The sequence below is a fragment of the Anaerobiospirillum sp. NML120511 genome, assembly GCF_023050955.1.
GTDB lineage: Bacteria > Pseudomonadota > Gammaproteobacteria > Enterobacterales > Succinivibrionaceae > Anaerobiospirillum.
On record NZ_JALKIK010000002.1, the window covers coordinates 199,392 to 221,402 of the forward strand.

Below are 22,011 nucleotides of genomic sequence, written 5' to 3' on the forward strand. Positions count from 1 at the left end.
ACCTGCTCAGGGCGTGGAAATGACGATAAAAAAGGTCAGGATGAAGTCCTGACCTTGTTTTTTGGTGTCTATCTGATAGGGTGTAACATTCGACAATAACATGTGGATTCTGGACATATGCCTTTAACCCTGCCTGATGATTTTGGTAATACCCCTAAGCGTGAGCTCAAGATTCCTGAGGGTATGAACAGTCTGCTTATGCAGGTCTGCTGTGCCCCTTGCTGCGGTGCAGTTCTTGAGTGCTTCAAGCATCACAACATCAGTCCTACTCTGTTTTTCTACAATCCTAATATTCACCCACGTGCCGAATACGAAAAGCGCCGCGATGAGCTCATTGAGCTGGCAAAGCTGCTTGAGTTTGACTACATCATCCCTGAGTATGATCCCAAGCCATGGTTTGCCAAGGTTAAAGGCCTGGAGCATGAGCCGGAGCGTGGTGCCCGCTGCTCTGTATGTTTTGGCGACCGTCTGCTGGCAACTGCCATGTATGCCAAAGAGCACGGCTTTTCCCATTTCACCACTACCCTTGCAACCTCCCGCTGGAAGAACAAGAAGCAGGTAGATACTGCCGGCTTTGCAGCTCAGGAGGCCAGCGGCGTTCCTTACTGGAGCGAGGACTGGCGCAAGGAGGGTCTGGTAACCCGCCGTTATCAGCTGGTAAAGGAGTTTAACTTCTACAATCAGCTGTACTGCGGCTGCATCTACTCAAGGGATAACGACGCCTGGCAGAAGGACGCTCCTGAGACCATCAGAGGCATTAATGCTCCTGTAGGTGCTGACAGCGACGCCGTAGCCGGCTCTGGTGCTGTTGCCGGTGCATCATGCTCCACAGCAGCAGGCCGCGAGGCTCAGGCTGCCGCCATGGTAAGTGCCGCAGCTGCAGTTGATGCTGCAACCGGCATGATTGACGAAGCTGCCAAAGACCTGCCATTTGATCTCAAGCAGGACATGAACTGCATGTGCTAATCAGCAGTAAGCTCAATTCTGGTTACAAAAAAGGGACAGCCCCCATTCAGAGGCTGTCCCTTTTTTACAGCCTCAGGCCAGATCCGGCCTGGACGGATCAGGTCGGGTCAGGCCATTGCAGTCCGGCAACGGTCTGACCATGCCCTGTCCAGCCAGGCCTTATCATGCCAGGGGATGTCAGGCATGCAGGCAATGACCTTGCAGGCAAGCGGGGCGGACTTATCAGGCTCCGTACTGCTCTCTGTAGGCAATCATGTCATCAAGGTGGGCACTCAGCTGGGCATCGTCCTTGATGTAGGTAACCAGATCATCAAAGGATACGATGGAGACAATTTCTATGCCCAGAGTACGGCGGGCCTCATCGATGGCGCTCTCGTCGGTCTGGCCTTTTTCCTTGCGGTTAAGTGCGATCAGGGCAGCCTTGAAGTGGGCTCCATTGGCCTTGATGATGGCGTCGGACTCACGAATGGCAGTGCCGGCGGTGATAACGTCATCGATAAGCATAATGTCGCCCTTGAGCGGAGCACCTACCAGGTTGCCGCCCTCACCGTGGTCCTTTGCTTCCTTACGGTTAAAGCACCATGGCACATTTACCTTGTGCTCGGAGCTCAGAGCCATGGCTGTGGCGCAGGCAAGAGGAATACCCTTGTAGGCAGGTCCAAAAAGCACATCAAATGAGATTTTGCTGTCCACCAGGGCATGGGCGTAACAGGAGCCCAGGGTGTAAAGATCCTCACCTGTGCAGAAGCCTCCGGCATTGAAGAAGTATGGGCTCTGGCGGCCTGACTTGAGGGTAAAGCTGCCAAACTTTAAAACACCACGCTTCAGAGCAAGTTCAATAAATCTGCGCTGGTAATCCTGCATTGCTGCTCTCCATAAAAATACAGCCCGGATATCCAGGCTGTTTGATTGAAAAAATTCTGCTGGTCTTGTCACTTAGCAAGCCGGGCAGTCCGCCAGGCTTCGCCAGCCGCCATGCTGCCAGCCGCCATGCTGCCTGCCGGCCACCTGGGTGGTGGCTGAATGACGGACGGACGGGCAAATGGCGCGGTGCCTGCACTGAGGCAGGCTTTGCGCCTGCTGTGGCCGACTGTGGTTATCAGGCACGGCGCCAGGTGGTTCCTGAAGGGCCGTCCTCAAGCACAATGCCCATCTCGGTCAGCTTGTTGCGGGCCTCGTCAGCTGCAGCAAAGTCCTTGCGGGCGCGGGCCTCACGGCGCTGCTCAATCAGGGACTCAATCAGAGCTGTCTCATCATCACTGGCACCATCTGTCTGACCCTGGAGGTATTTGACAGGATCCTGATACAGAAGTCCGAGGATGCCGCCCAGCTCGACGAGTCGGCCAGCAAGGCCCTCAGCCTCGGCGCCTGAGGAAGTGTTTACAGCTTTGGCCAGCTCGAACAGCACAGAAATGGCTCCAGGAGTGTTGAAGTCATCGTCCATGAAGGTGTTGAAGCGCTCAACGAACTCTTCACCACCGGCAGCAGGTCCGATCTTGACGTCGCGCAGTGCTGTATACAGACGGGACAGAGAAGCGCGGGCGTTATTGAGGTTATCCTGAGAGTAGTTCAGGGCGCTGCGGTACTGGGCAGAAAGCAGGAAGTATCTGACTGTTTCGGCATCATACTGCTCAAGGACATCACGGATGGTGAAGAAGTTGCCCAGGGACTTGGACATCTTTTCATCATCAATCATCACCATGCCGGAGTGCATCCAGTAGTTGACGTAGCTGGTATCGTGAGCACAGCAGCTCTGGGCAATTTCGTTTTCGTGGTGCGGGAAGATAAGGTCTGAGCCGCCGCCATGAATATCAAATTTGTTACCCAGCAGTCTGGAGTTCATGGCAGAGCACTCAATGTGCCAGCCTGGACGGCCCTTGCCCCATGGGGAGTCCCACTCAGGCTCACCTGGCTTGGCCATCTTCCAGAGCACAAAGTCAAAAGGATTGCGCTTGGACTTCTGTACCTCAACACGGGCACCGGCCTCAAGCTCTTCGAGCTTCTGACCTGACAGTCGGCCGTAGTTCTTAAACCTGTCGATGGCGAACATGACGTCGCCATTGTCAGCAACATAGGCAAAGCCCTTGCTGATGAGCTTTTCTACCAGGGAAATGATCTCAGGGATGTTTTCCGTTGCTCGTGGCTCAAAGTCTGGACGGGCGATATTGAGGCGGTCAAAATCGCTGTACATCTCTTTGATGAAGTTCTCAGACAGCTCACGTGGGTCGATACCTTTCTCATTGGCGCGGCGGATGATTTTGTCATCGATGTCGGTGATGTTACGGACATACTTGACCTTGTAACCGCGATGGCGCAGGTAGCGGACAATCATGTCAAAACATACGAAGGTACGGGCATGACCAATGTGGCACAGGTCGTATACGGTTACGCCGCATACATACATGCCTATCTCACCTGGGACAAGAGGGACGAAGTCCTCTTTCTGTCGGGTGAGGGTATTGTGAATCTGTAGCATATTAATCTCACACAAACTGGCTGTCTGATGTGCTAAAGTTAGGTATTAGTAATTTGAGCACTAATTTTATCAAGCAAGGGTTAGAAATGGTAATCATTAAGACAAATCTTGGTGATATTGTTATCGAGTTAAACACCGAGAAGGCACCTGTTACCTGTGAGAACTTCTTAAACTATGTAAAGAAGGGCTTCTACAACGACACTATCTTCCATCGCGTCATTCCTGGCTTCATGATTCAGGGTGGCGGCATGACTGCTGATATGGAGCAGAAGGATACCGATGCCCCTATCAAGAACGAGGCTGACAATGGCCTTGCCAATGACAAGTTCACCATTGCCATGGCACGTACCAACGATCCTCACTCTGCAACCAGCCAGTTCTTCATCAACACCGTTGATAACGACTTCCTCAACTACAACATGAAGGAGCAGAACTGGGGCTATTGCGTATTTGGCAAGGTCGTAAAGGGCGAAGACGTTGTATTAAAGATCCAGTCTGTTAAGACTGACAACAACAAGTGGTTCCCACACCGCGATGTTCCAGTTGAGACAGTTATCATTCAGTCCGCTGAAGAAATCGACTCCATTCCTGAGTAACAGCTCACTTTGAGCAGTCATTGCCGCTCCTGCGCCCATGGCTGCCCGCAGCCAGGCTGGCCACTCCCGGCAGCCATACCGGCCACACCCGGCAGCCATACCGGCTGTCCCAGGCCGCTGCCATGTCAGTGCCTGGCTGCCACCATGGCTGCACCGGCACACAAGAGGCATCTGCGGCACTGCAGGTCATGTCATCAGATATGACAGCTGTGCCAGACAGTGCTGAATCTGTCGATATGGCTAAGCCGGATACTGTATCATTTAGAATAAGAGGGTCTGAGGTCTGTATCTTATACGGGCATCAGGCCTTTTTTCATATGGACATAACAGCGTCCGCATGAGATGTCTGTATTTCCGGTTTACGAGGAAAGATGGATGGCCATATATATAACAGCTGACCTTCACCTTGCGGCGTCTAACAGCACACTGCTTGATGCATTTGAAACTTTCGTCGCAGCGCTCAATGTCGGCGATGAACTGTACATTATTGGTGATCTGTTCAACTTCTTTGTAGGACTGGACAGTCATAATGAGGCACAGAACAGGGTTTCAAAAGTGCTCCATCAGGCAAAGGAGCGCTGCATTGCCTCATATTTTGTCAGGGGTAACAGAGACTTTCTCATGACCGGGCAGGAGGCTGATATCCTGGGCATGAGACTGCTTGATGAGCATACTGTTATCAGGCGTTTTGGACATGTGATGCTGCTTACCCATGGTGATCTGCTCTGTACCAATGACCGCTCCTATCTGCGCTACCACCGAACTGTAAACCAGCCATGGCTGCAGCTGCTCTTCCGCTCACTGCCTCTTTCGCTAAGGCGCGCCATTGCCTCCAGAATAAGGGAGCAAAGCCAGGAGGCCTACAGCTCAAGGCGTGACCCTGATATATATGGAGTGGTACCGGAGTCGGTATCGCAGATGTGCCGTGATCAGAGCAAGGACTACGTACCGGAAAGCCCTGGTGAGGAAAGCCTGCGCATTACAGACGTAGTTCACGGACACATTCATGAGTTCAGCAGCTTTGCCGGCGAGCATGAGGATTATGACCATCGATACGTTATGGGCTCATGGGGCCAGAACTACAGCTGCCTGTGCGTTGATGAGCACGGCAACTGCGAGATGATTGAAAGACCGGTTCAGGAGCTCCTTGAGACCGGCAGGATTCACCACAGCCTAACGACCGCCCCGGCCGCCCAGACCGCTCCTGCCAGCCAGATCAGTCCGGGCGCCCAGACCGCCCCTGCCGCCCCATTAGCCGCTGCGGCAGCGCAACCTTCAGATTCTCCTGCAGAGGCAGAGACCTCAGGCACAACTTTATAGGGCCGGAGACAGTGGATGCAGGCCAGGTGTGCTGCGCACCATTGCCCAGTCTCAGTGCTCAGTCAGGCTGAGGCCGGTGGAGCTTGTAAGAGCAGGGGTAGAGAGTTGCGAGTGTATGTTAAAGGGGCTTTCCAGACAGCAGGCTGAAGGGGAAGTGCATGTGGCTGTGCACCGGGCTTTGTTCATGACCCTGTACCTGACTCTGCCCCGGGCTTTGTTCATGACCTTGTATCTGACTTTGCACCAGGCTTTATTTAGGTCTGGAGCCTGACCAGGCGCCTGATTTTGCACTGTGATTTGCCGGGCTGTCTTGTGTGACGAGTTGCCGGAAATACAGGCTATATTTGATGTCCTGGGCATTAATTTGGTGCCTGGGTATGCAACTATAATACAGTGTGTTAATTTAAGCACTTGCGGAATCTTGCACTGTGGAATATGCCTTTTTATTTGGGGTCAGCAGCCTGTAAAATCAGTATTGTTGGGAATTTGCCCCGCCTGTGACATGGACTGCCTGAGTAATTCCGGATTTATCTTGCATTAATTTGTCAACTTAATGCGCTTATCTCAATTGCTTTTGCCTGGTGTATGCTAAGATATCCACCAGCATAATTTCTTAGGAGTAGATTTATGAGCGACAAAATTGTACATCTGACAGATGATACTTTTGAGTCTGAGGTTGTAAAGTCCGACAAGCCTGTATTACTCGACTTCTGGGCTCCATGGTGCGGTCCTTGCCGTATGGTAGGCCCTATCCTTGATGAGCTTGCTGCTGAGCAGGACGATGTCAAGATCTGCAAGATCAACATCGACGAGCACCAGGTTGCAGCTACCAAGTGGCAGGTCATGAGCATTCCTACACTGTTAGTTTTCAACAACGGTGAGATGGTTGGCCAGCACATCGGTGCTATCTCCAAGGCTGATCTTAAGGACTTCATTGCTACTTCTTTACGCAAGTAATCAGTACAGTGATTTCTTATCGGGCCTGCAGCGGGCCCAAATAAAAAAGAGCGCACATGCGCTCTTTTTTATTGGTCGCAAATCAGGCTGCCAGCCTCTCTTGACGAGGCCGCTGCTCCGACCTCCGCTCCGGCCAGGGCCTCCAGGTCCACCTGTGCCGGATGGGGGCATCATGGAAAGGAGGCCAGGGCGGTGGCACCTGCACCAGGGCCTGCAGATGCAGCGTTCTGATTATTGGCCCTGCTCTATGGCTGGCTGCGCAGACTGATTCTGGCGCACCTGAAGCTTATGGTAGTACTTCCTGGCTATCTGGCATTTGAGGAAGAGTATGTGCCTTTCACGTATGGTTCGGCGGAAGTCTTTGCCGGTTGCGCGCTGAACGAGCTTGTAAAAAGGCTTCTTTTCCCAGAAGGTAAAACTGCTCATCAGCTCATTGAGGTTGGTCATGGCGTCAGGGGAACTGAAGAACCTCTCAGTAAGGGCGAGCTTTTCCTGTTCTCCCAGCCTCATAAGGCCATGGGTATAGCCCTTGAGCAGTTCGATGAATACCGACTGATGGAGCTTTTCGTAATAGCCGTACTTTCTTATCAGGGCACAGTTATAGTTGTAGACCTCAAAAATGCAGCTCAGGCGGCGGCGCAGCGACAGTGAGTTCTCCGTGAAGATATGCCGGTACAGAACCTCATCAAGGAAGCTTACCCTCTCTGCGCACAGCAGCATATGCAGTGAGCAGCACATGCTGTGACCATTTCTGATATCAGGGAAAGTGATGTTATTAGCTGTCATCAGCTCTCTTCTTATCACACGGGTCCATGGATTGTGAGGCAGGTGAGCTGCATGCATCCTGATTGATTCAATGCTGTGTGTGTTGATGGCATGCAGGGGTAGATGGTGGGTAATAACCCTGTCTCCGGTCTCATGAGAGTGGGCAATGAAGAGCAGATCTGACTGCTCGGCCTCCATCTTCTCGACGGCTTCGCTAAGAAGCGTGGCAACCATCTGGTCGTCAGCATCAATAAAGTATACGTACTTGCCTGTGGCAACGCTCAGGCCAGCATTACGGGTTGGACCGGCTCCCAGGTTTTTCTCATTGCGCAGGACTTTGATATTTTTGTCTTTGAATCTCTCCTTATAACTGAGGAGGCGCTCGTAGGAACCGTCTTCAGAGCAGTCATCGACGAAGATAAACTCAATGTCCTCAAGAGTCTGATCAAAAACATGCATGCAGCGGTCGTCCATGACATCGGCGCTGTTATAAACGGGTATAACAACAGATACAAGTATGTTTGACATAGGGATTCATCCAGTTACCAGTAAACATGGATCCAAGTATGGAAAAAGTAACCATTTATGTCGTTGATCTGCAACTCATAAATATCAAATATATCGAAAAATTTCATCTGTATTTCTGTAACTGGGATCCAGATCAGATTGTCGATAGAGCCTTTATATAAGCCGATAACACAGTAGCAACTGTCAATTTGTCTAATAATCCCACAAAACAGACTAAAAGTACCAGTACCTGCCCATCTGGCACTGCAGTATCCACACAATGTTTCCCCATGAGACCTCACCATGGAGTCACCATATAAGAAAACTGCGTGGAGTCTCCCTATGGAGTCGCGATATGAGAGCACGGCACGGGTTTACTCATGGAGTGGCCATGTGAGAACACGGCACGGGTTTACTCATGGAGTGGCCATGTGAGAACACAGCACGGAGTCTCAAAATGGTGAGTATGTCCATGTGCTGCCTGCTGTCCATTTGGGTTTGAGTGCTGGTTATGCCGGCTTGCGTGGGCATAGGGGCAGACCGGTGTGCGGCAGGGTTACAAATATGGTAAAAAGGCAAAAAAACTTCGAATCCGTATTGCAAACCGCATTTTTATCGGTATAATATGCCCCACAAAATCTGTGCGCCACGTCACAAGTGGTAATTAAATCCCATAAATTGCACAGTCCAGCCCTCCAGTATTAAGACTGTGGCTGAGTTACTCTCCCTGATTTTGGGAGACCTGTATGATAGACCGTCCTCTTGTTCTTATTCCATCAATGTGAATAGGGGCAGGAAGGCATGTGTCTACGTGTTCTTTCTATTTTCGGAGTCTGTAATGCAGAACCAAAGAATTCGGATCCGCCTCAAGGCCTACGACCACAGATTAATCGACCATTCGACTGCTGAAATCGTTGAAACTGCTAAGCGCACTGGCGCTCAGGTTCGCGGTCCGATCCCGCTCCCAACCCGCAAGGAGCGCTATACCATCCTCATCTCCCCACACGTCAACAAGGATGCCCGTGACCAGTACGAGATCCGTACCCACAAGCGTTTAGTAGACATCGTGGAGCCTACAGAGAAGACTGTTGATGCCTTAATGCGTCTTGATCTTGCTGCTGGCGTAGATGTTCAGATCAGCCTTCGCTAACGAGGGGGAAAATTACAATGTCAATCGGTTTAATTGGCCGCAAGCTTGGAATGACCCGCGTATTTAACGAGGACGGTAAGTCAGTTCCAGTAACTGTAATTCAGGTTGAGGCAAACCGCGTCACCCAGATCAAGAATCTGGAGAATGATGGTTACACTGCTATTCAGGTAACCACCGGTGAGCGCAAGGCTTCCCGCATGACCAAGGCTGAAATCGGTCACTTTGCCAAGACCGGTGTTACTGCTGGTCGCGGTTTATGGGAGTTCCGTTTAGAGCCTTCCGAGCTTGAGAAGTATCAAGTTGGCTCTGAGATCAAGGTAGACGCTTTAGAGGGTGTCAGCAAGGTAGATGTCACTGGCCAGTCAAAGGGTAAGGGCACTGCTGGTACTGTTAAGCGTTATAACTTCCGTACTCAGGACTTTACTCACGGTAACTCACGTTCCCACCGTGTTCCTGGCTCAACTGGTCAGAACCAGACTCCAGGTCGCGTGTTCAAGGGCAAGAAGATGGTTGGCCGCATGGGTGGCGAGAAGGTCACTGTTATGTGCTTAGACCTCGTTCGCATCGATGCTGAGCGTAACCTGCTCCTCGTAAAGGGCGCTGTTCCTGGTGCCAATAACGGGGATCTGATCGTAAGGCCAAGTGTTAAAGCTTAACCTGAGGTAAAGGAATCATGGAATTAAAGATGATTGGCGCCGGCAAGCCACTGGAGGTATCTGACACTGCCTTTGGTCGCGAGTTCAATGAGGCGCTGGTACATCAGGTAGTTGTTGCTTACCTAAGTACCGCTCGTGCTGGAACTAAAGCGCAAAAGACCCGTTCAGAGGTTTCAGGCGGCGGCAAGAAGCCTTTCCGCCAGAAGGGTACTGGTCGTGCCCGTGCCGGTTCTTCACGTTCTCCATTATGGCGTGCCGGTGGTACCATCTTCGCTGCCAAGCCACAAGACTGGTCCCAGAAGGTAAATCGCAAGATGTACCGCGCTGCCATGCAGAGCATTCTCTCCGAGCTGGTCCGTCAGGATCGTCTTGTTGTTATCGAGGATTTAAAGCTCGAGAACCACAAGACCAAGACTCTGGTCAGCAAGCTCAAGGATCTGGAATTAAAGCAGGTTCTCATCGTAACTGAAGAGTTCAACGAGAACTTATTCCTCGCTGCCCGTAACCTGTACAAGGTTGAGGTCTGCCAGCCAGGTACCGCTTCTTTCAATCCGGTAAATCTCGTCGGCTTCGACAAGGTATTAATTACCGCCGCTGCCCTCAAGAAGGTTGAGGAGGATATCACCAAATGATGAATGCTCGTTTAATGAACATCCTTCGCGCCCCTGTTTTCACTGAGAAGTCCCAGCGTTTAGAGCAGAAAAATACCGTGGTTTTCAAGGTATTAAAGGATGCCAGCAAGGACGAAATCAAGAAGGCTGTTGAGGGTATCTTCAATGTTCAGGTAGAGACTGTCCGTACCTTAAACGTACAGGGCAAGAAGCGTCGTTCTTCTCACGGTATCGGTTCCCGTTCCGACTGGAAGAAGGCCTACGTTACTCTCGCCGAGGGCTCTAGCATCAACAACCTCTTTGAGGCATCTGACAAGGAGAGCAAATAATGGCTATCATTAAGACTAAGCCTACCTCCGCAGGTCGTCGCCACGTTATTCAGATCAAGAATCCTGATCTGTGGAAGGGCGGTCCAGTACCTTCACTGGTTGTTGAGAAGCGTAAGACCGGCGGCCGTGACAACTACGGTCACATCTCTACCCGTCACATCGGCGGTGGTCACAAGCAGCGCTACCGTTTAATCGATTTCAAGCGTCAGAAGGATGGTGTCGAGGGCCGCATTGAGCGTCTCGAGTACGATCCAAACCGTTCTGCTCACATTGCTCTGGTTCTGTACACCGACGGTGAGCGTCGCTACATCCTGGCTCCTAAGGGCCTGCAGGCTGGCGACAAGATCATGAGCGGTGATGGCGCCCCAATCAAGGTAGGTAACGCCCTGCCTATGCGCAACATCCCTGTTGGTACCTCAGTTCACGCTGTTGAGCTGGTTCCAGGCCAGGGTGCTCAGTTTGCACGTTCTGCCGGTTCTTTCTGCCAGATCCTCGCCCGTGAAGGTGACTATGTAACCTTACGTATGCGCTCTGGTGAAATGCGTCGCGTTCTCGCTAACGGCCGCGCTACTATCGGTGAAGTAGGTAACTCCGAGCACATGCTCCGTCAGTTAGGTAAGGCTGGTGCCAACCGCTGGCGTGGTGTTCGTCCTACTGTTCGCGGTATGTCCATGAACCCAATCGACCACCCACATGGTGGTGGTGAGGGCCGCAACAAGGGTATTCAGCCTCGTTCACCATGGGGTACCCCATGCAAGGGCTTCAAGACCCGCAAGAACAAGCGTACTGACAAGTACATTGTTCGTCACCGTTAATCGTTAGTGAGGAAATAACATGCCACGTTCTTTAAAGAAAGGCCCGTTCATTGACGCGCACTTATTGAAGAAGGTTGAACAGGCAGCTTCAGGCGCTGACAAGAAGCCAATCAAGACCTGGTCCCGCCGTTCAATGATTATTCCTGCCATGATCGGTATGACGATTGCTGTGCACAATGGCCGTCAGCACGTACCTGTATACGTATCCGATGAAATGGTAGGTCACAAGCTGGGCGAATTCGCCCCTACCCGTACTTACCGTGGCCACGCTGCTACGGACAAGAAGGGCAAGTAGGAGAGTAGACAATGACTGAAGTAAAGGCTGTACATCGTTTTGCTCGTACCTCTGCCCAGAAGGCCCGTTTAGTAGCTGATCAGGTTCGCGGTATGCCTGTTGACAAGGCTATTGACCTGTTAAAGTTCAGCCCACGCAAGGCTGCTGCTTTAATCTACAAGGTATTAAATTCAGCCGTCAGCAATGCTGAGAACAACGCCGGTTTAAACGCCGACAAGCTGGTTGTTTCCCGCATCATGATCGATGAGGGTCCATCTCTCAAGCGCATCATGCCACGTGCCAAGGGCCGTGCTGATCGTATTGTGAAGAGAACCTCTCACATTTCAATTTACGTTGCTGAGCGCTAACAGGAGCTTAAGATGGGTCAGAAGGTAAATCCGATTGGAATAAGACTTGGTATTACTAAGCCTTACTCATCGGTCTGGTATGCATCCACCAAGGATTTCCCAGCCAATATCAAGAGCGATTTCGAAGTTCGTAAGTACTTAACTCAGGAACTTAAGAACGCCTCTGTTTCTAAGATTGTCATCGACCGTCCAGCCAAGAGCATCCGTGTAACCATCCACACTGCTCGTCCTGGTATTGTCATTGGCAAGAAGGGCGAAGACGTTGAGAAGCTTCGCAAGAAGATTACCGATATTGCCGGTGTTCCTGCTCAGGTAAACATCAGCGAAGTACGTAAGCCTGATCTCGATGCCAAGTTAGTTGCCGATTCTATCGCCTCTCAGCTCGAGCGCCGCGTAATGTTCCGCCGCGCCATGAAGAAGGCCATCCAGAACGCAATGCGCGTTGGCGCCAAGGGTATCAAGGTTGAGGTTTCCGGCCGTCTGGGCGGTGCTGAAATTGCCCGTTCCGAGTGGTTACGTGAAGGCCGTGTACCATTACACACCTTACGTGCTGATATCGACTACGCATTATCCGAGGCTGTTACTACCTACGGTGTAATCGGTGTTAAGGTCTGGATCTTCAAGGGTGAAGTATTAGGTCAGTTACCTCTCAACCAGGAGGAAGCTGAGGATCGCAATGCTTCTCCAGCAGACCGCAAGGGTCGTCGCCGCAATGACAACGGTCCACGCAACAACCGCCGTGGTGGTCGCAACGACCGCGCTCAGGGCCAGAAGAAGCCTGCCCAGGCTGCTGAAGCCCCAGCTGCTGAGTAACGGAGGATAGATTTAAATGTTACAACCAAAGCGTACCAAGTATCGCAAGACCCAGAAGGGTCGTAACGAGGGCTTAGCCTACGCAGGAAACGAAGTATCCTTCGGCGATTACGGCTTAAAGGCCACCTCCCGTGGTCAGATTACTGCCCGTGAAATCGAAGCTGCCCGTCGTGCTTTCACCCGTGAGATGAAGCGTGTTGGTAAGGTCTGGATCCGCGTGTTCCCTGACAAGCCAATCACCCAGAAGGCTCTCGGTGTTCGTATGGGTAAGGGTAAGGGTACTGTTGAGTACTGGGTATGCCCAATCCAGCCTGGTAAAGTACTCTTTGAACTCAGTGGTATTCCTGAGGAAGTTGCACGTGAGGCTTTCCGTCTTGCTGCAGCCAAGTTATCTGTTACCACTACTTTCGTTCGCAAGGCGGTGATCTAATGAAGGCAAGCGAGTTACGTAATAAGTCCGTTGAAGAGCTTAAGACTGAACTTAATGGCCTTCAGCGTCAGCAGTTCAATCTCCGTTTTATGCACAAGACCAATCAGTTAGGCCAGACCGATAACATTCGCAAGGTCCGTCGTGACATTGCCCGTGTTAACACTGTTTTATCTGAGAAGCTTCGCGCTCAGAGCGCACAATAGAGGTAGTGCTAAATGTCTGATACTCAGAACACTAAGAAGTCTGCCCGCACCCTCCGTGGTCGCGTTGTCAGCGATAAGATGCAGAAGGCCTGCGTCGTAGCAGTAGAGCGTCGCGTTAAGCACCCTATCTACGGAAAGATCTTAAAGCGTACCACCAAGTTCCACGTTCAGGATGTTAACAACGATGCCCGCAAGGGTGATCTCGTTGAGATCCAGGAGTGCCGTCCAGTTGCCAAGACTATTGCCTGGACTCTGGTCTCCGTAGTGGAAAAGGCTGAATAAGTCGCTTTATCCAGATTTAATTCTGGTTTAAAATAGAAAAGATCCTGGTGAGCAATCACCAGGGTCTTTTTTTATGGCCGCTGCTGCCTCCGGGCAGCAGCGGCCATCATATTGCTGATACCTGAGCCCTTTCTGAAAGGGCCGTGCCAGATATCTTTCAAAAATGAGATATACGGCACAAAAACTTGCAGATAACATATTTTCATGGTATCATTCAGCGCCCTCTAACACATTGAGAGGGGAACTGTCTTTTTTTCAACCTTGGAGCATTTTAAATGATCCAGATGCAAACCATGCTCGACGTTGCTGACAACTCGGGTGCTCGCAGAGTAATGTGCATTAAGGTCCTGGGTGGATCTCACCGCCGTTATGCTGCTATTGGCGACATCATCAAGGTGTCCGTCAAGGAAGCAATCCCACGCGGCAAAGTCAAGAAGGGCGATGTAGTTGACGCCGTAGTAGTGCGCACCAAGAAGGGTGTACGCCGTGCTGACGGTTCTGTCATTCGCTTTGATAGCAATGCTGCTGTTTTATTAAACAACCAGCATGAGCCAATTGGCACTCGTATTTTCGGACCTGTTACCCGCGAGCTTCGCAGCGAGCAGTTCATGAAGATTGTGTCCTTAGCTCCAGAAGTACTCTAATCTTAAGGGGTATCAAACATGGCAGCGAAAATCCGCCGCAATGATGAAGTTATCGTGATCTCCGGCAGCAGCAAGGGCAAGACCGGCAAGGTTCTGTCCGTTCTGACCAAGGAGAACAAGGTTTTAGTTGAGGGTTTAAACCTCAAGACCAAGCACGTTAAGCCAAACCCACAGCTTGGCATAGAAGGTGGCAAGCAGGCTAAGGAAGCCCCAATCCACGTTTCCAACGTTGCAATCTTAAACCCTACCACTAACAAGGCTGACAAGGTTGGTTTCCGTTTTGAAGACGGCAAGAAGGTCCGCTTCTTCAAGTCCAACAACGAAATCATCCCTAACAAGGCTTAATAGCAGTTTTTTTCAGGAGTAATAACGATGGCGAAACTGCATGATCAATACAAGCAGGAAGTAATCAAAGCTTTAACTGAGAAGTTTGGTTACAAAACAGTCATGCAAGTCCCTCGGATTGTGAAGATCACCCTCAACATGGGTGTTGGTGAGGCTGTTGCTGATAAGAAGGTTCTCGAGAACGCAGCACGCGACATGGCCGCTATCTCTGGCCAGAAGCCATTAATCACCAAGGTTCGCAAGTCTGTAGCGGGCTTCCATATCCGTGAAGGTTACCCAATCGGTTGCAAGGTAACTTTACGTGGTGAGCGCATGTGGGAATTCCTGGAGCGTTTAATCGTAATCTCCATCCCACGTATCCGCGATTTCCGTGGTTTATCTTCAAAGTCTTTTGATGGTCGTGGCAACTACTCTATGGGTGTCCGCGAGCAGATCATCTTCCCAGAGATCGACTATGACAAGGTTGACACCATCCGTGGCCTTGACATCACCATCACCACCACTGCCAAGACTGATGAAGAGGGACGTGCCTTATTAGAGGCTTTCAAGTTCCCATTCCGTGCTCAGACTAAGTAATTAGGACGAACCTAAATGGCTAAGACTTCCATGAAGAACCGTGAGCTCAAGCGTCAGCGCCTTGCTAACAAGTATTTTGCAAAGCGCCAGGAGCTCAAGCAAAAGATTTCCAGTGTATCTCTTTCTGATGAAGAGCGTTTTGCAGCTGTTCAGGCTCTGGCTGCATTACCACGCGATTCAAGCCCATGCCGTCAGCGCAACCGTTGCGCCGAGACCGGCCGTCCACATGGTTACCTGCGCAAGTTCGGCTTATGCCGTATTAAGCTCCGTGAGCACATGATGCGCGGTGAGATTCCTGGCCTTCACAAGGCCAGCTGGTAAGAGGAGAGACACACATGAGCATGCAGGATCCAATTGCGGATTTGCTGACCCGCATTCGCAACGGCCAGGCTTCTGGCAAGGTTATGGTGTCCATGCCTTCCTCCAAGCAGAAGCTTGCTATCGCCAATCTGCTGTTAAAAGAGGGCTACATCGCCTCTGTTAACGTTTCCGGCGACACCAAGAAGGTACTCGAGATCGGCCTTAAGTACTACGAAGGCAAACCAGTAGTAGAGATGATCCAGCGCGTATCCCGCCCTGGTCTGCGCATCTACAAGAAGTGCCGTGATCTTCCACGTATTATGAATGGCTTAGGCATTGCGGTAATTTCTACCTCCAAGGGCCTAATGACCGACCGTGCCGCCCGTAAGGACGGTTTAGGCGGCGAAGTTATCTGCTACGTCGCATAAGGAGGGGACATGTCACGTATTGCTAAGGAACCGGTTTTAGTTCCTCAAGGCGTCGAGGTCTCCATCGACGGCCAGTTAATCACTATCAAGTCAAAGAAAGGCCAGCTGCAGTTAAACCTTCACGAGAAGGTAAAGGTTACTTTCGCTGACAACGCTCTGAAGGTAGACGTTGCTGACGAAACTGCTGAGGCCAACATGCAGTCCGGTACTGCCCGTGCCCTGCTGCAGAACATGGTTGTAGGTCTGGATAAGGGCTACGAGAAGAAGTTAAATCTGGTTGGTGTGGGCTTCCGTGCTCAGGCCAAGGGCAATGTGCTGAACCTGGCTTTAGGTTTCTCACACCCTGTTAACCACGAACTTCCAGAGGGTATCACCTGTGAGACCCCATCCCAGACTGAAATCGTCCTGAAGGGCTTTGATAAGGCTCTCTTAGGTCAGGTTGCTGCCGATATCCGCGCTTACCGCGCTCCAGAGCCTTACAAGGGCAAGGGTATCCGCTACTCTGACGAAGTAGTCCGTATCAAGGAAGCCAAGAAGAAGTAAGGATTGAGGTAAAAACCATGTTTGATAAGAAACAGTCTCGCATCCGTCGTGCTACCAAGTCACGCGCCAAGATGCACGAGTTGGGTGTTACTCGCCTCGTCGTTACCCGCACTCCTCGTCATATCTACGCTCAGATCATTGACAAGGACAGCCGCGTATTAGCTGCTGCCAGCACCCTCGAGAAGGAGCTGGTCAAGGAGCTCAAGTATACCGGCAATGTTGAAGCAGCAAAGGTTATCGGCAAGGCTGTTGCCGAGCGCGCCCTGGCTGCCAAGGTTGAGAGCGTAGCTTTTGACCGTTCCGGTTATAAGTATCACGGCCGTGTTGCAGCCCTGGCTGATGCCGCCCGTGAAGCTGGCCTCAAGTTCTAGGAGTGTAGTTCATGCAGCACAAAGAAGAAACCCAAGCTGGCGAGCTTCAGGAGAAGCTGGTCGCTGTTAATCGCGTAGCCAAGGTAGTAAAGGGTGGCCGTATTTTCTCCTTCACCGCCTTAACTGTAGTTGGTGATGGCAATGGCCGTGTAGGCTTCGGTTATGGCAAGGCCTCCGAAGTTCCTGCTGCCATTCAGAAGGCTATTGAGCAGGCCCGTCGTAACATCAACAAGAACATTTCTTTAAACGACGGTACCCTTTTCCATGCTGTTAAGGGTGAGCACTCCGGCTCCATGGTTTACATGCAGCCAGCCTCTGAAGGTTCCGGTATTATTGCCGGTGGTGCCATGCGTGCCGTGCTCGAAGTAGCCGGCGTACGTAATGTTCTGGCTAAGACCTATGGTTCTACCAACCCAATCAACGTAGTTCGCGCTACTGTTGCCGCCTTAGCCTCTCAGCGTACTCCTGAGCAGATCGCCGCCAAGCGTGGCCTGTCTGTCAAGGAAATCCTGGAGTAAAAAATGGCCGAGAAGAAAACCATCAAAGTTACCCAAGTACGTAGCATCATCGGCCGCAAGCCAGATCACGTTGCTACCATCCGTGGCCTTGGTTTACGCCGCATCCGTCACACCGTTGAGCTGGAGGATACTCCTTCCATTCGCGGTATGATTAACAAGGTCAGCTACATGATTAAGGTTGAGGAGTAATACAAAAATGCGTCTTAATACTCTTAAGCCAGCAGAAGGCTCCCACCGTCGTCACGTACGCGTAGGCCGTGGTATCGGTTCCGGCCTCGGCAAGACCTGTGGTCGTGGTATCAAGGGTTCTGGTGCCCGTAAGAGCCCTAACGTACGTCCAGGCTTCGAAGGCGGTCAGATGCCTTTAAAGATCCGTCTGCCTAAGTTTGGCTTCTACTCACCAAAGTCTGACCTCACCGCTGAGGTTCTGCTCAATGACTTAAACCGCATTGAGGGTGACGTAGTTGATATGGCCAGCCTGTTAAAGGCACGTCTGATCAACAAGAAGATCAAGTACGTCAAGATCGTTCTTTCCCGTGTTCCTAACTTCACCCGCAAGGTAGAGGTTAAGGGTCTTGGTGTTACCCGTGGTGCCAAGGCTGCCATCGAGGCTGCCGGCGGTACTGTTGAGATCGCATCATACACCCTGGCTGCTGCTGCCCGTCGTGAAAAGTCTGCTCTTCGTCGTGCTAACAAGAACAAGATGCTTCAGGACAAGTTAGCTGCTACTGGCATCGTAAAGCCAGCCAAGAAGGACAAGGCTGAAAAGGCTGCTGCCAAGAACAAGTAATCGCGGAGCGCACTGAGTGCGCTCTCTGGAGATTTGCATGGCTAGAAAATCGCTCCTTGAAAAGGGTCGTGAAGCACAGGCACAGGCAGCAAAGGGTGGCAACTCAGAGTTAACCTCCCGCCTGTTATTTGTATTAATCGGTCTGATTATGTTCAGACTCGGTTCCTACATTCCAGTACCAGGCGTTAATGCTGATGTCCTGCAGCGACTTTTTGATGATCAGAGCGGAACCATCATTGGCATGTTTAACATGTTCAGCGGAGGCGCACTTGAGCGTGCCTCTGTTCTGGCACTGGGTATCATGCCTTACATCTCTGCGTCGATTATCATCCAATTATTGGCAGTGATTAACCCTACCTTAGCTGAACTTCGTAAAGAAGGCGAGTCAGGTAGACGCAAGATCGCTCAGTACACTCGTGTCTCAACCTTATTCCTGGCAACAATCCAGGCGATTGGTATTGCCACAGGCATCCCTAACATGATGCCTGGTCTGGTTGATAATCCGGGCTTCGGTTTTTACTTCGTAACTACCGTATCCCTGGTTACCGGCACCATGTTCCTGATGTGGCTTGGTGAGCAGATTACTGAGCGCGGTATTGGCAACGGTATCTCTCTGATTATCTTTGCCGGTATTGTTGCAGGACTCCCGTCAGCCCTCGCTTCCACCATGGAGCAGGCCCGACAGGGTGATCTGTCCACCATTGCACTGCTGATCATCGGCGTGGTAGTGGTCGTAGTTACCTTCTTCGTTGTGTTCGTCGAGCGTGGACAGCGTCGTATTTCCATCGACTATGCCAAGCGCCAGATGGGCAACCGTATTATTTCACAGCCACGTAGCAACTTGCCTTTAAAGATCAACATGGCAGGTGTGATTCCAGCAATTTTTGCTTCCTCAATCATCCTGTTCCCAGGTACTATCGTTTCCTGGTTTGGTCAAGGCGAGAATGCTGTTGCCAACGTGCTTCAGGAAGTCTCACTCTTCCTGCAGCCTGGTCAGCCTCTGTATGAGCTCCTGTACGCAGCAGCAATTGTCTTCTTCACATTCTTCTACACAGCTTTAGTGTTTAACCCACGTGAAGTTGCAGAGAATCTCAAGAAGAGTGGTGCATTTATTCCTGGTATCCGTCCGGGTGAGCAGACTGCCCGCTTCATCGACAAGGTGATGACCCGTCTGACCCTCTCCGGATCCATCTACATGGTACTGGTATGTCTGGTACCTCAGCTGCTGATGAACTGGTTCAACGTCCAGTTCTACTTCGGTGGTACTTCTCTGCTGATTATCGTTGTGGTAATCATGGACTTCGTAGCCCAGCTGCAGAGCCACAGAATGAATCAGCAGTATGGTGACCTTATGCGTAAGGCCAACCTCAGGAATAACGGACGTTAAAACTAATGGCTGCCCGGCCCATGGCTGAAGCAGCTGTCCACAACACGGAGTAGAAATCATGAAAGTAGGTGCTTCTGTTAAGAAGATTTGCCGTAACTGCAAGGTGGTTCGTCGCCACGGTGTAGTTCGCATCATCTGCGAAAATCCAAAGCACAAGCAGCGTCAGGGCTAATCCTGCCTGCTGCGCAGGCAGCCGCCTGCGCACGTGCTGCAGACCCGGTGTCTGCCCTATAAAGAACACGACAGGGAAACCTGTCGTGTTTTTTTATATCTGCTGATCAGGGCCCGCAGCTGCGAGCCGCTATAATGACTGACATTTAAGCATTGAAGGCCATCATTAAACTTACCAGCAAGGCCGTTTTGCACTACCGACCAGGAGCCTGATTTGGAACATCAAAATTCTGAATTTCGTAAGGACATAGCAGGCTTACGTGCCATTGCTGTCGTAATGGTCATCGCCTTTCACCTTGGCAGTCTGGTCCCACTTTCTGAGCAGCTTCAGGCCAGTGCTCTGTTTGTCTGGCTTAATCAGTCGTTCACGGCCGGCTTTCTGGGCGTGGACGTCTTTTTTGTCATATCCGGTTACCTGATGACTTCTATTATCTTCCGCAGAGTAATAGAAGCTGACAGGCCTGTTTCAGCTGTGTGGTCATTCTGGAAGGCCAGAGCTGTCAGGATTGTTCCTGCTCTGCTCTTTGCCATCCTGTTCTTCTCTGTCATAGCAGTGCAGCTCTTCGATCCTCAAAGGTTCGCTTCTTTTGCCCGTGAGCTCAGATATGCCCTGCTCTTTACCAGTAATCTCAGGTATGCCCGTGAGGACGGATACTTTGAGGAAAGCTCTCTTGATAAGGTCCTGCTTCACACCTGGTCACTGTCTGTTGAGTGGCAGTTTTACCTTATTTATCCGGTGATCCTTGCTGCTGTTGGACGTATGTTCGGCCGTAAGGCAGCGGTACGCTCTACTTTACTGCTGACAGCAGCTTTTACTCTGGCTGCTGCTGTGCTGCCGGCTGACAAGGGCTCATATTTCATGTTTCATTTCAGAGCCTGGGAGCTGCTGTTCGGTGCCATCGTTTATCTTTATCCATGCTCTCTTACCTCCCCTGCTCTGCGTAAAGCTGTGCTTTACATCGGCCTGACAGCTATTATCGTCTCACCTTTCATCTGCGCACAGACAGCTGTATGGTCCATGCGTACACCGGTCATGGCTGTCGTCGGTGCTGCCATGGTCATATGGGTGAACAGTTCTTCATTACTGCTTGATAATCCTGTCAGCCAGTTCCTGGGCAAGATTTCTTATTCGCTGTATATTTATCACTGGCCGATCATGGTTATTATGGCCATGATGCTTATTCTCAACCCGTGGGCAGCCCTGGCCGCAACGCTCATTATGGCTGCACTTTCCTATTACTTTGTCGAAAGGAGACGCAATTTCGGCTGGAAGCTGGCTGTGCTTTTCGTATGTACATATTTCACCGCTCAGCATGCATACAAAAGTGAAGGATGGATCTGGCGCGCTGATCCGGATAAGTTCAATGTGCTTTCCGGCACGCTTTATGTTCGCCAGTCCGGCTTTGGCGTCAATGACCCAATCACAGGTCATAGAACCGAGCCGGCAAATTACGATCAGCTCCTTGAGCGCAAGGTGATACTGTTCGGCGACTCCCATGCAGATCACTTCTCCCTGGAGTTCAGGAAACATTACGGTGACCAGGTGGGCTTCGTAATTTCCCATGGAGCCTTAGCTTTTCAGAAGCTGAAGTTTTCCATAATGACAGACAGCTTTAGTGAAGAATTGATATCAAGGCTATATAATAATTTATCAGATTTTATAAAGCGCCTGGATCATCTTCACTCCGGAACTGTTGTTGTCATTAGCGGCAGGTGGTCTGAATATGAGCATGTTTATAATGAGGAAACAGATTTACGTCCTGACTTGTGTGTTTCAGGCGATTTGCCATGCCAGAAGACTCGCAATGCAGTTACTTTTAACCAGGCTCTGTACGAGGAGCTAAAGGATATAGTCAGTTCCAGGCCAGACCTTCACTTTTTCGTACCGTCCGCTCTTTATGTTGTTCCACTGGTAAGAACGTGGCGTGACTTTGACAGCATCAGCTCTCCTCTGACCAGCCTGTATCAGCATTTTGCTAACACGGTAATAGCACCTGAATATTTTATAAAGCATGGATATGTAAGCCCGAATTTAAGCCGCGCTCGTGCCATAGACAACGTTTTCATCAGGCTCGAGCAGGAGCTGCCTAATTTCCACTTTGTTGATATCAGAGCCACCCTTTGCCTCAATGATGATCGCTGCCGTGTAATGGACGACGATGGTACTCCTATGTTTTATGATGATGACCACCTGTCGGCTCACGGTGCCTCCATTGCAGCACGTCCTCTGCTTGAAGCGATAGACAGTGTCATGGCTGCCAGCAGCCAGACATCAGCCTCTGGCTCCCAGAACCACAAGCCAGAATCGGCCTCAGGACCCCAAAAGCAGTAGCCAGGGCTGGCATCTGCCTGCCAACAAACCGTAGCCCACATTCAGCCTCCCGCCACAGATGCTGTGGAGGGCTGTTGCACTTTGCCAG

30 protein-coding genes and 1 pseudogene are annotated in these 22,011 nt (G+C 51.1%); 28 read left to right on the plus strand and 3 right to left on the minus strand.

What is annotated here, in order from left to right; all coding sequences use genetic code 11:
* The first annotated feature begins 117 nt into the window (after positions 1 to 117).
* Complete coding sequence (locus tag MXE39_RS01095; RefSeq protein ID WP_246975889.1) at positions 118 to 966, plus strand: epoxyqueuosine reductase QueH; 849 nt, start codon at positions 118 to 120, stop codon at positions 964 to 966.
* A 222-nt stretch (positions 967 to 1,188) separates the two neighbouring features.
* Here the strand turns inward: MXE39_RS01095 and pyrE are convergent, their stop codons facing one another.
* Complete coding sequence (gene pyrE, locus MXE39_RS01100) at positions 1,189 to 1,830, minus strand: orotate phosphoribosyltransferase (protein ID WP_246975886.1); 642 nt, start codon at positions 1,828 to 1,830, stop codon at positions 1,189 to 1,191.
* A gap of 235 nt (positions 1,831 to 2,065) precedes the next feature.
* Entirely contained in the window at positions 2,066 to 3,442 is a 1,377-nt protein-coding gene (cysS, locus tag MXE39_RS01105; RefSeq protein WP_246975883.1) for a cysteine--tRNA ligase, read from the minus strand.
* Positions 3,443 to 3,528: 86 nt separating this feature from the next.
* On the opposite strand from cysS, the gene MXE39_RS01110 reads away from it, so the two are divergent.
* From MXE39_RS01110 to trxA, 3 genes are all read left to right on the plus strand, one after another.
* Complete coding sequence (locus tag MXE39_RS01110; RefSeq protein WP_246975880.1) at positions 3,529 to 4,038, plus strand: peptidylprolyl isomerase; 510 nt, start codon at positions 3,529 to 3,531, stop codon at positions 4,036 to 4,038.
* 375 nt (positions 4,039 to 4,413) lie between these two features.
* Positions 4,414 to 5,358, plus strand: coding sequence for a UDP-2,3-diacylglucosamine diphosphatase (locus MXE39_RS01115; RefSeq protein WP_246975877.1), 945 nt, complete (start codon positions 4,414 to 4,416; stop codon positions 5,356 to 5,358).
* A 627-nt stretch (positions 5,359 to 5,985) separates the two neighbouring features.
* Positions 5,986 to 6,315: a thioredoxin gene (trxA, locus tag MXE39_RS01120; protein WP_246975874.1), complete on the plus strand. Its 330-nt coding sequence runs from the start codon at positions 5,986 to 5,988 to the stop codon at positions 6,313 to 6,315.
* A gap of 231 nt (positions 6,316 to 6,546) precedes the next feature.
* On the opposite strand, the gene MXE39_RS01125 is transcribed toward trxA, so the two are convergent.
* Positions 6,547 to 7,608 carry a glycosyltransferase family 2 protein gene (locus MXE39_RS01125; RefSeq protein WP_246975871.1) on the minus strand — a complete coding sequence of 354 codons (1,062 nt, stop codon included), beginning with the start codon at positions 7,606 to 7,608 and terminating at the stop codon, positions 6,547 to 6,549.
* Positions 7,609 to 8,425: 817 nt separating this feature from the next.
* On the opposite strand from MXE39_RS01125, the gene rpsJ reads away from it, so the two are divergent.
* From rpsJ to MXE39_RS01245, 24 genes and pseudogenes are all read left to right on the plus strand, one after another.
* Positions 8,426 to 8,737, plus strand: a complete 312-nt coding sequence (gene rpsJ / locus MXE39_RS01130; protein WP_021890106.1) for a 30S ribosomal protein S10 — start codon at positions 8,426 to 8,428, stop codon at positions 8,735 to 8,737.
* 17 nt (positions 8,738 to 8,754) lie between these two features.
* Complete coding sequence (gene rplC / locus MXE39_RS01135; protein WP_246975867.1) at positions 8,755 to 9,393, plus strand: 50S ribosomal protein L3; 639 nt, start codon at positions 8,755 to 8,757, stop codon at positions 9,391 to 9,393.
* Between the two features lie 17 nt (positions 9,394 to 9,410).
* Positions 9,411 to 10,025, plus strand: a complete 615-nt coding sequence (gene rplD / locus MXE39_RS01140) for a 50S ribosomal protein L4 (protein ID WP_246975863.1) — start codon at positions 9,411 to 9,413, stop codon at positions 10,023 to 10,025.
* Complete coding sequence (rplW, locus tag MXE39_RS01145) at positions 10,022 to 10,333, plus strand: 50S ribosomal protein L23 (RefSeq protein WP_246975860.1); 312 nt, start codon at positions 10,022 to 10,024, stop codon at positions 10,331 to 10,333. Before rplD ends, rplW begins: the two co-directional genes overlap by 4 nt.
* Positions 10,333 to 11,148 carry a 50S ribosomal protein L2 gene (gene rplB, locus MXE39_RS01150; RefSeq protein ID WP_246975858.1) on the plus strand — a complete coding sequence of 272 codons (816 nt, stop codon included), beginning with the start codon at positions 10,333 to 10,335 and terminating at the stop codon, positions 11,146 to 11,148. Before rplW ends, rplB begins: the two co-directional genes overlap by 1 nt.
* A 19-nt stretch (positions 11,149 to 11,167) precedes the next feature.
* Complete coding sequence (gene rpsS / locus MXE39_RS01155; protein WP_246975855.1) at positions 11,168 to 11,443, plus strand: 30S ribosomal protein S19; 276 nt, start codon at positions 11,168 to 11,170, stop codon at positions 11,441 to 11,443.
* Between the two features lie 11 nt (positions 11,444 to 11,454).
* Positions 11,455 to 11,790 (plus strand): 50S ribosomal protein L22, encoded by a 336-nt coding sequence (rplV, locus tag MXE39_RS01160; RefSeq protein ID WP_246975852.1) that lies wholly within the window; start codon positions 11,455 to 11,457, stop codon positions 11,788 to 11,790.
* Between the two features lie 12 nt (positions 11,791 to 11,802).
* On the plus strand, positions 11,803 to 12,603 hold the full coding sequence (gene rpsC, locus MXE39_RS01165; RefSeq protein ID WP_246975849.1) for a 30S ribosomal protein S3: 801 nt from the start codon (positions 11,803 to 11,805) through the stop codon (positions 12,601 to 12,603).
* Between the two features lie 16 nt (positions 12,604 to 12,619).
* Positions 12,620 to 13,033 carry a 50S ribosomal protein L16 gene (gene rplP, locus MXE39_RS01170; RefSeq protein WP_246975846.1) on the plus strand — a complete coding sequence of 138 codons (414 nt, stop codon included), beginning with the start codon at positions 12,620 to 12,622 and terminating at the stop codon, positions 13,031 to 13,033.
* Positions 13,033 to 13,236 carry a 50S ribosomal protein L29 gene (gene rpmC, locus MXE39_RS01175; protein WP_246975843.1) on the plus strand — a complete coding sequence of 68 codons (204 nt, stop codon included), beginning with the start codon at positions 13,033 to 13,035 and terminating at the stop codon, positions 13,234 to 13,236. The genes rplP and rpmC overlap by 1 nt, the downstream gene beginning before the upstream one ends.
* A 12-nt stretch (positions 13,237 to 13,248) precedes the next feature.
* A complete protein-coding gene (gene rpsQ / locus MXE39_RS01180) occupies positions 13,249 to 13,518 on the plus strand; it encodes a 30S ribosomal protein S17 (RefSeq protein WP_246975839.1) in 270 nt (89 codons plus the stop codon).
* A 275-nt stretch (positions 13,519 to 13,793) separates the two neighbouring features.
* Positions 13,794 to 14,162 (plus strand): 50S ribosomal protein L14, encoded by a 369-nt coding sequence (gene rplN / locus MXE39_RS01185; RefSeq protein WP_246975836.1) that lies wholly within the window; start codon positions 13,794 to 13,796, stop codon positions 14,160 to 14,162.
* 18 nt (positions 14,163 to 14,180) lie between these two features.
* Positions 14,181 to 14,507, plus strand: a complete 327-nt coding sequence (gene rplX / locus MXE39_RS01190) for a 50S ribosomal protein L24 (RefSeq protein WP_246975833.1) — start codon at positions 14,181 to 14,183, stop codon at positions 14,505 to 14,507.
* A gap of 27 nt (positions 14,508 to 14,534) precedes the next feature.
* The gene (rplE, locus tag MXE39_RS01195) at positions 14,535 to 15,083 is read left to right on the plus strand and encodes a 50S ribosomal protein L5 (protein ID WP_246975830.1); all 549 of its coding nucleotides are present in this window, start codon (positions 14,535 to 14,537) and stop codon (positions 15,081 to 15,083) included.
* A 15-nt stretch (positions 15,084 to 15,098) separates the two neighbouring features.
* The gene (gene rpsN, locus MXE39_RS01200) at positions 15,099 to 15,404 is read left to right on the plus strand and encodes a 30S ribosomal protein S14 (protein ID WP_246975827.1); all 306 of its coding nucleotides are present in this window, start codon (positions 15,099 to 15,101) and stop codon (positions 15,402 to 15,404) included.
* Positions 15,405 to 15,418: 14 nt separating this feature from the next.
* Positions 15,419 to 15,811 carry a 30S ribosomal protein S8 gene (rpsH, locus tag MXE39_RS01205; RefSeq protein WP_246975825.1) on the plus strand — a complete coding sequence of 131 codons (393 nt, stop codon included), beginning with the start codon at positions 15,419 to 15,421 and terminating at the stop codon, positions 15,809 to 15,811.
* A gap of 9 nt (positions 15,812 to 15,820) precedes the next feature.
* A complete protein-coding gene (gene rplF, locus MXE39_RS01210; protein ID WP_246975822.1) occupies positions 15,821 to 16,354 on the plus strand; it encodes a 50S ribosomal protein L6 in 534 nt (177 codons plus the stop codon).
* Between the two features lie 17 nt (positions 16,355 to 16,371).
* Complete coding sequence (gene rplR / locus MXE39_RS01215) at positions 16,372 to 16,725, plus strand: 50S ribosomal protein L18 (protein ID WP_246975819.1); 354 nt, start codon at positions 16,372 to 16,374, stop codon at positions 16,723 to 16,725.
* An 11-nt stretch (positions 16,726 to 16,736) separates the two neighbouring features.
* A complete protein-coding gene (gene rpsE / locus MXE39_RS01220; RefSeq protein ID WP_246975816.1) occupies positions 16,737 to 17,243 on the plus strand; it encodes a 30S ribosomal protein S5 in 507 nt (168 codons plus the stop codon).
* A gap of 3 nt (positions 17,244 to 17,246) precedes the next feature.
* Positions 17,247 to 17,432 carry a 50S ribosomal protein L30 gene (gene rpmD, locus MXE39_RS01225; protein WP_246975811.1) on the plus strand — a complete coding sequence of 62 codons (186 nt, stop codon included), beginning with the start codon at positions 17,247 to 17,249 and terminating at the stop codon, positions 17,430 to 17,432.
* Positions 17,433 to 17,439: 7 nt separating this feature from the next.
* Positions 17,440 to 17,874 (plus strand): annotated as a pseudogene (gene rplO, locus MXE39_RS01230) (50S ribosomal protein L15); the annotation flags it as partial.
* Positions 17,875 to 18,070: 196 nt separating this feature from the next.
* Entirely contained in the window at positions 18,071 to 19,420 is a 1,350-nt protein-coding gene (gene secY, locus MXE39_RS01235) for a preprotein translocase subunit SecY (protein ID WP_246975806.1), read from the plus strand.
* Positions 19,421 to 19,478: 58 nt separating this feature from the next.
* A complete protein-coding gene (gene rpmJ, locus MXE39_RS01240) occupies positions 19,479 to 19,592 on the plus strand; it encodes a 50S ribosomal protein L36 (RefSeq protein ID WP_246975803.1) in 114 nt (37 codons plus the stop codon).
* A 213-nt stretch (positions 19,593 to 19,805) separates the two neighbouring features.
* The gene (locus MXE39_RS01245; protein WP_246975800.1) at positions 19,806 to 21,923 is read left to right on the plus strand and encodes an acyltransferase family protein; all 2,118 of its coding nucleotides are present in this window, start codon (positions 19,806 to 19,808) and stop codon (positions 21,921 to 21,923) included.
* Positions 21,924 to 22,011: the final 88 nt, after the last annotated feature.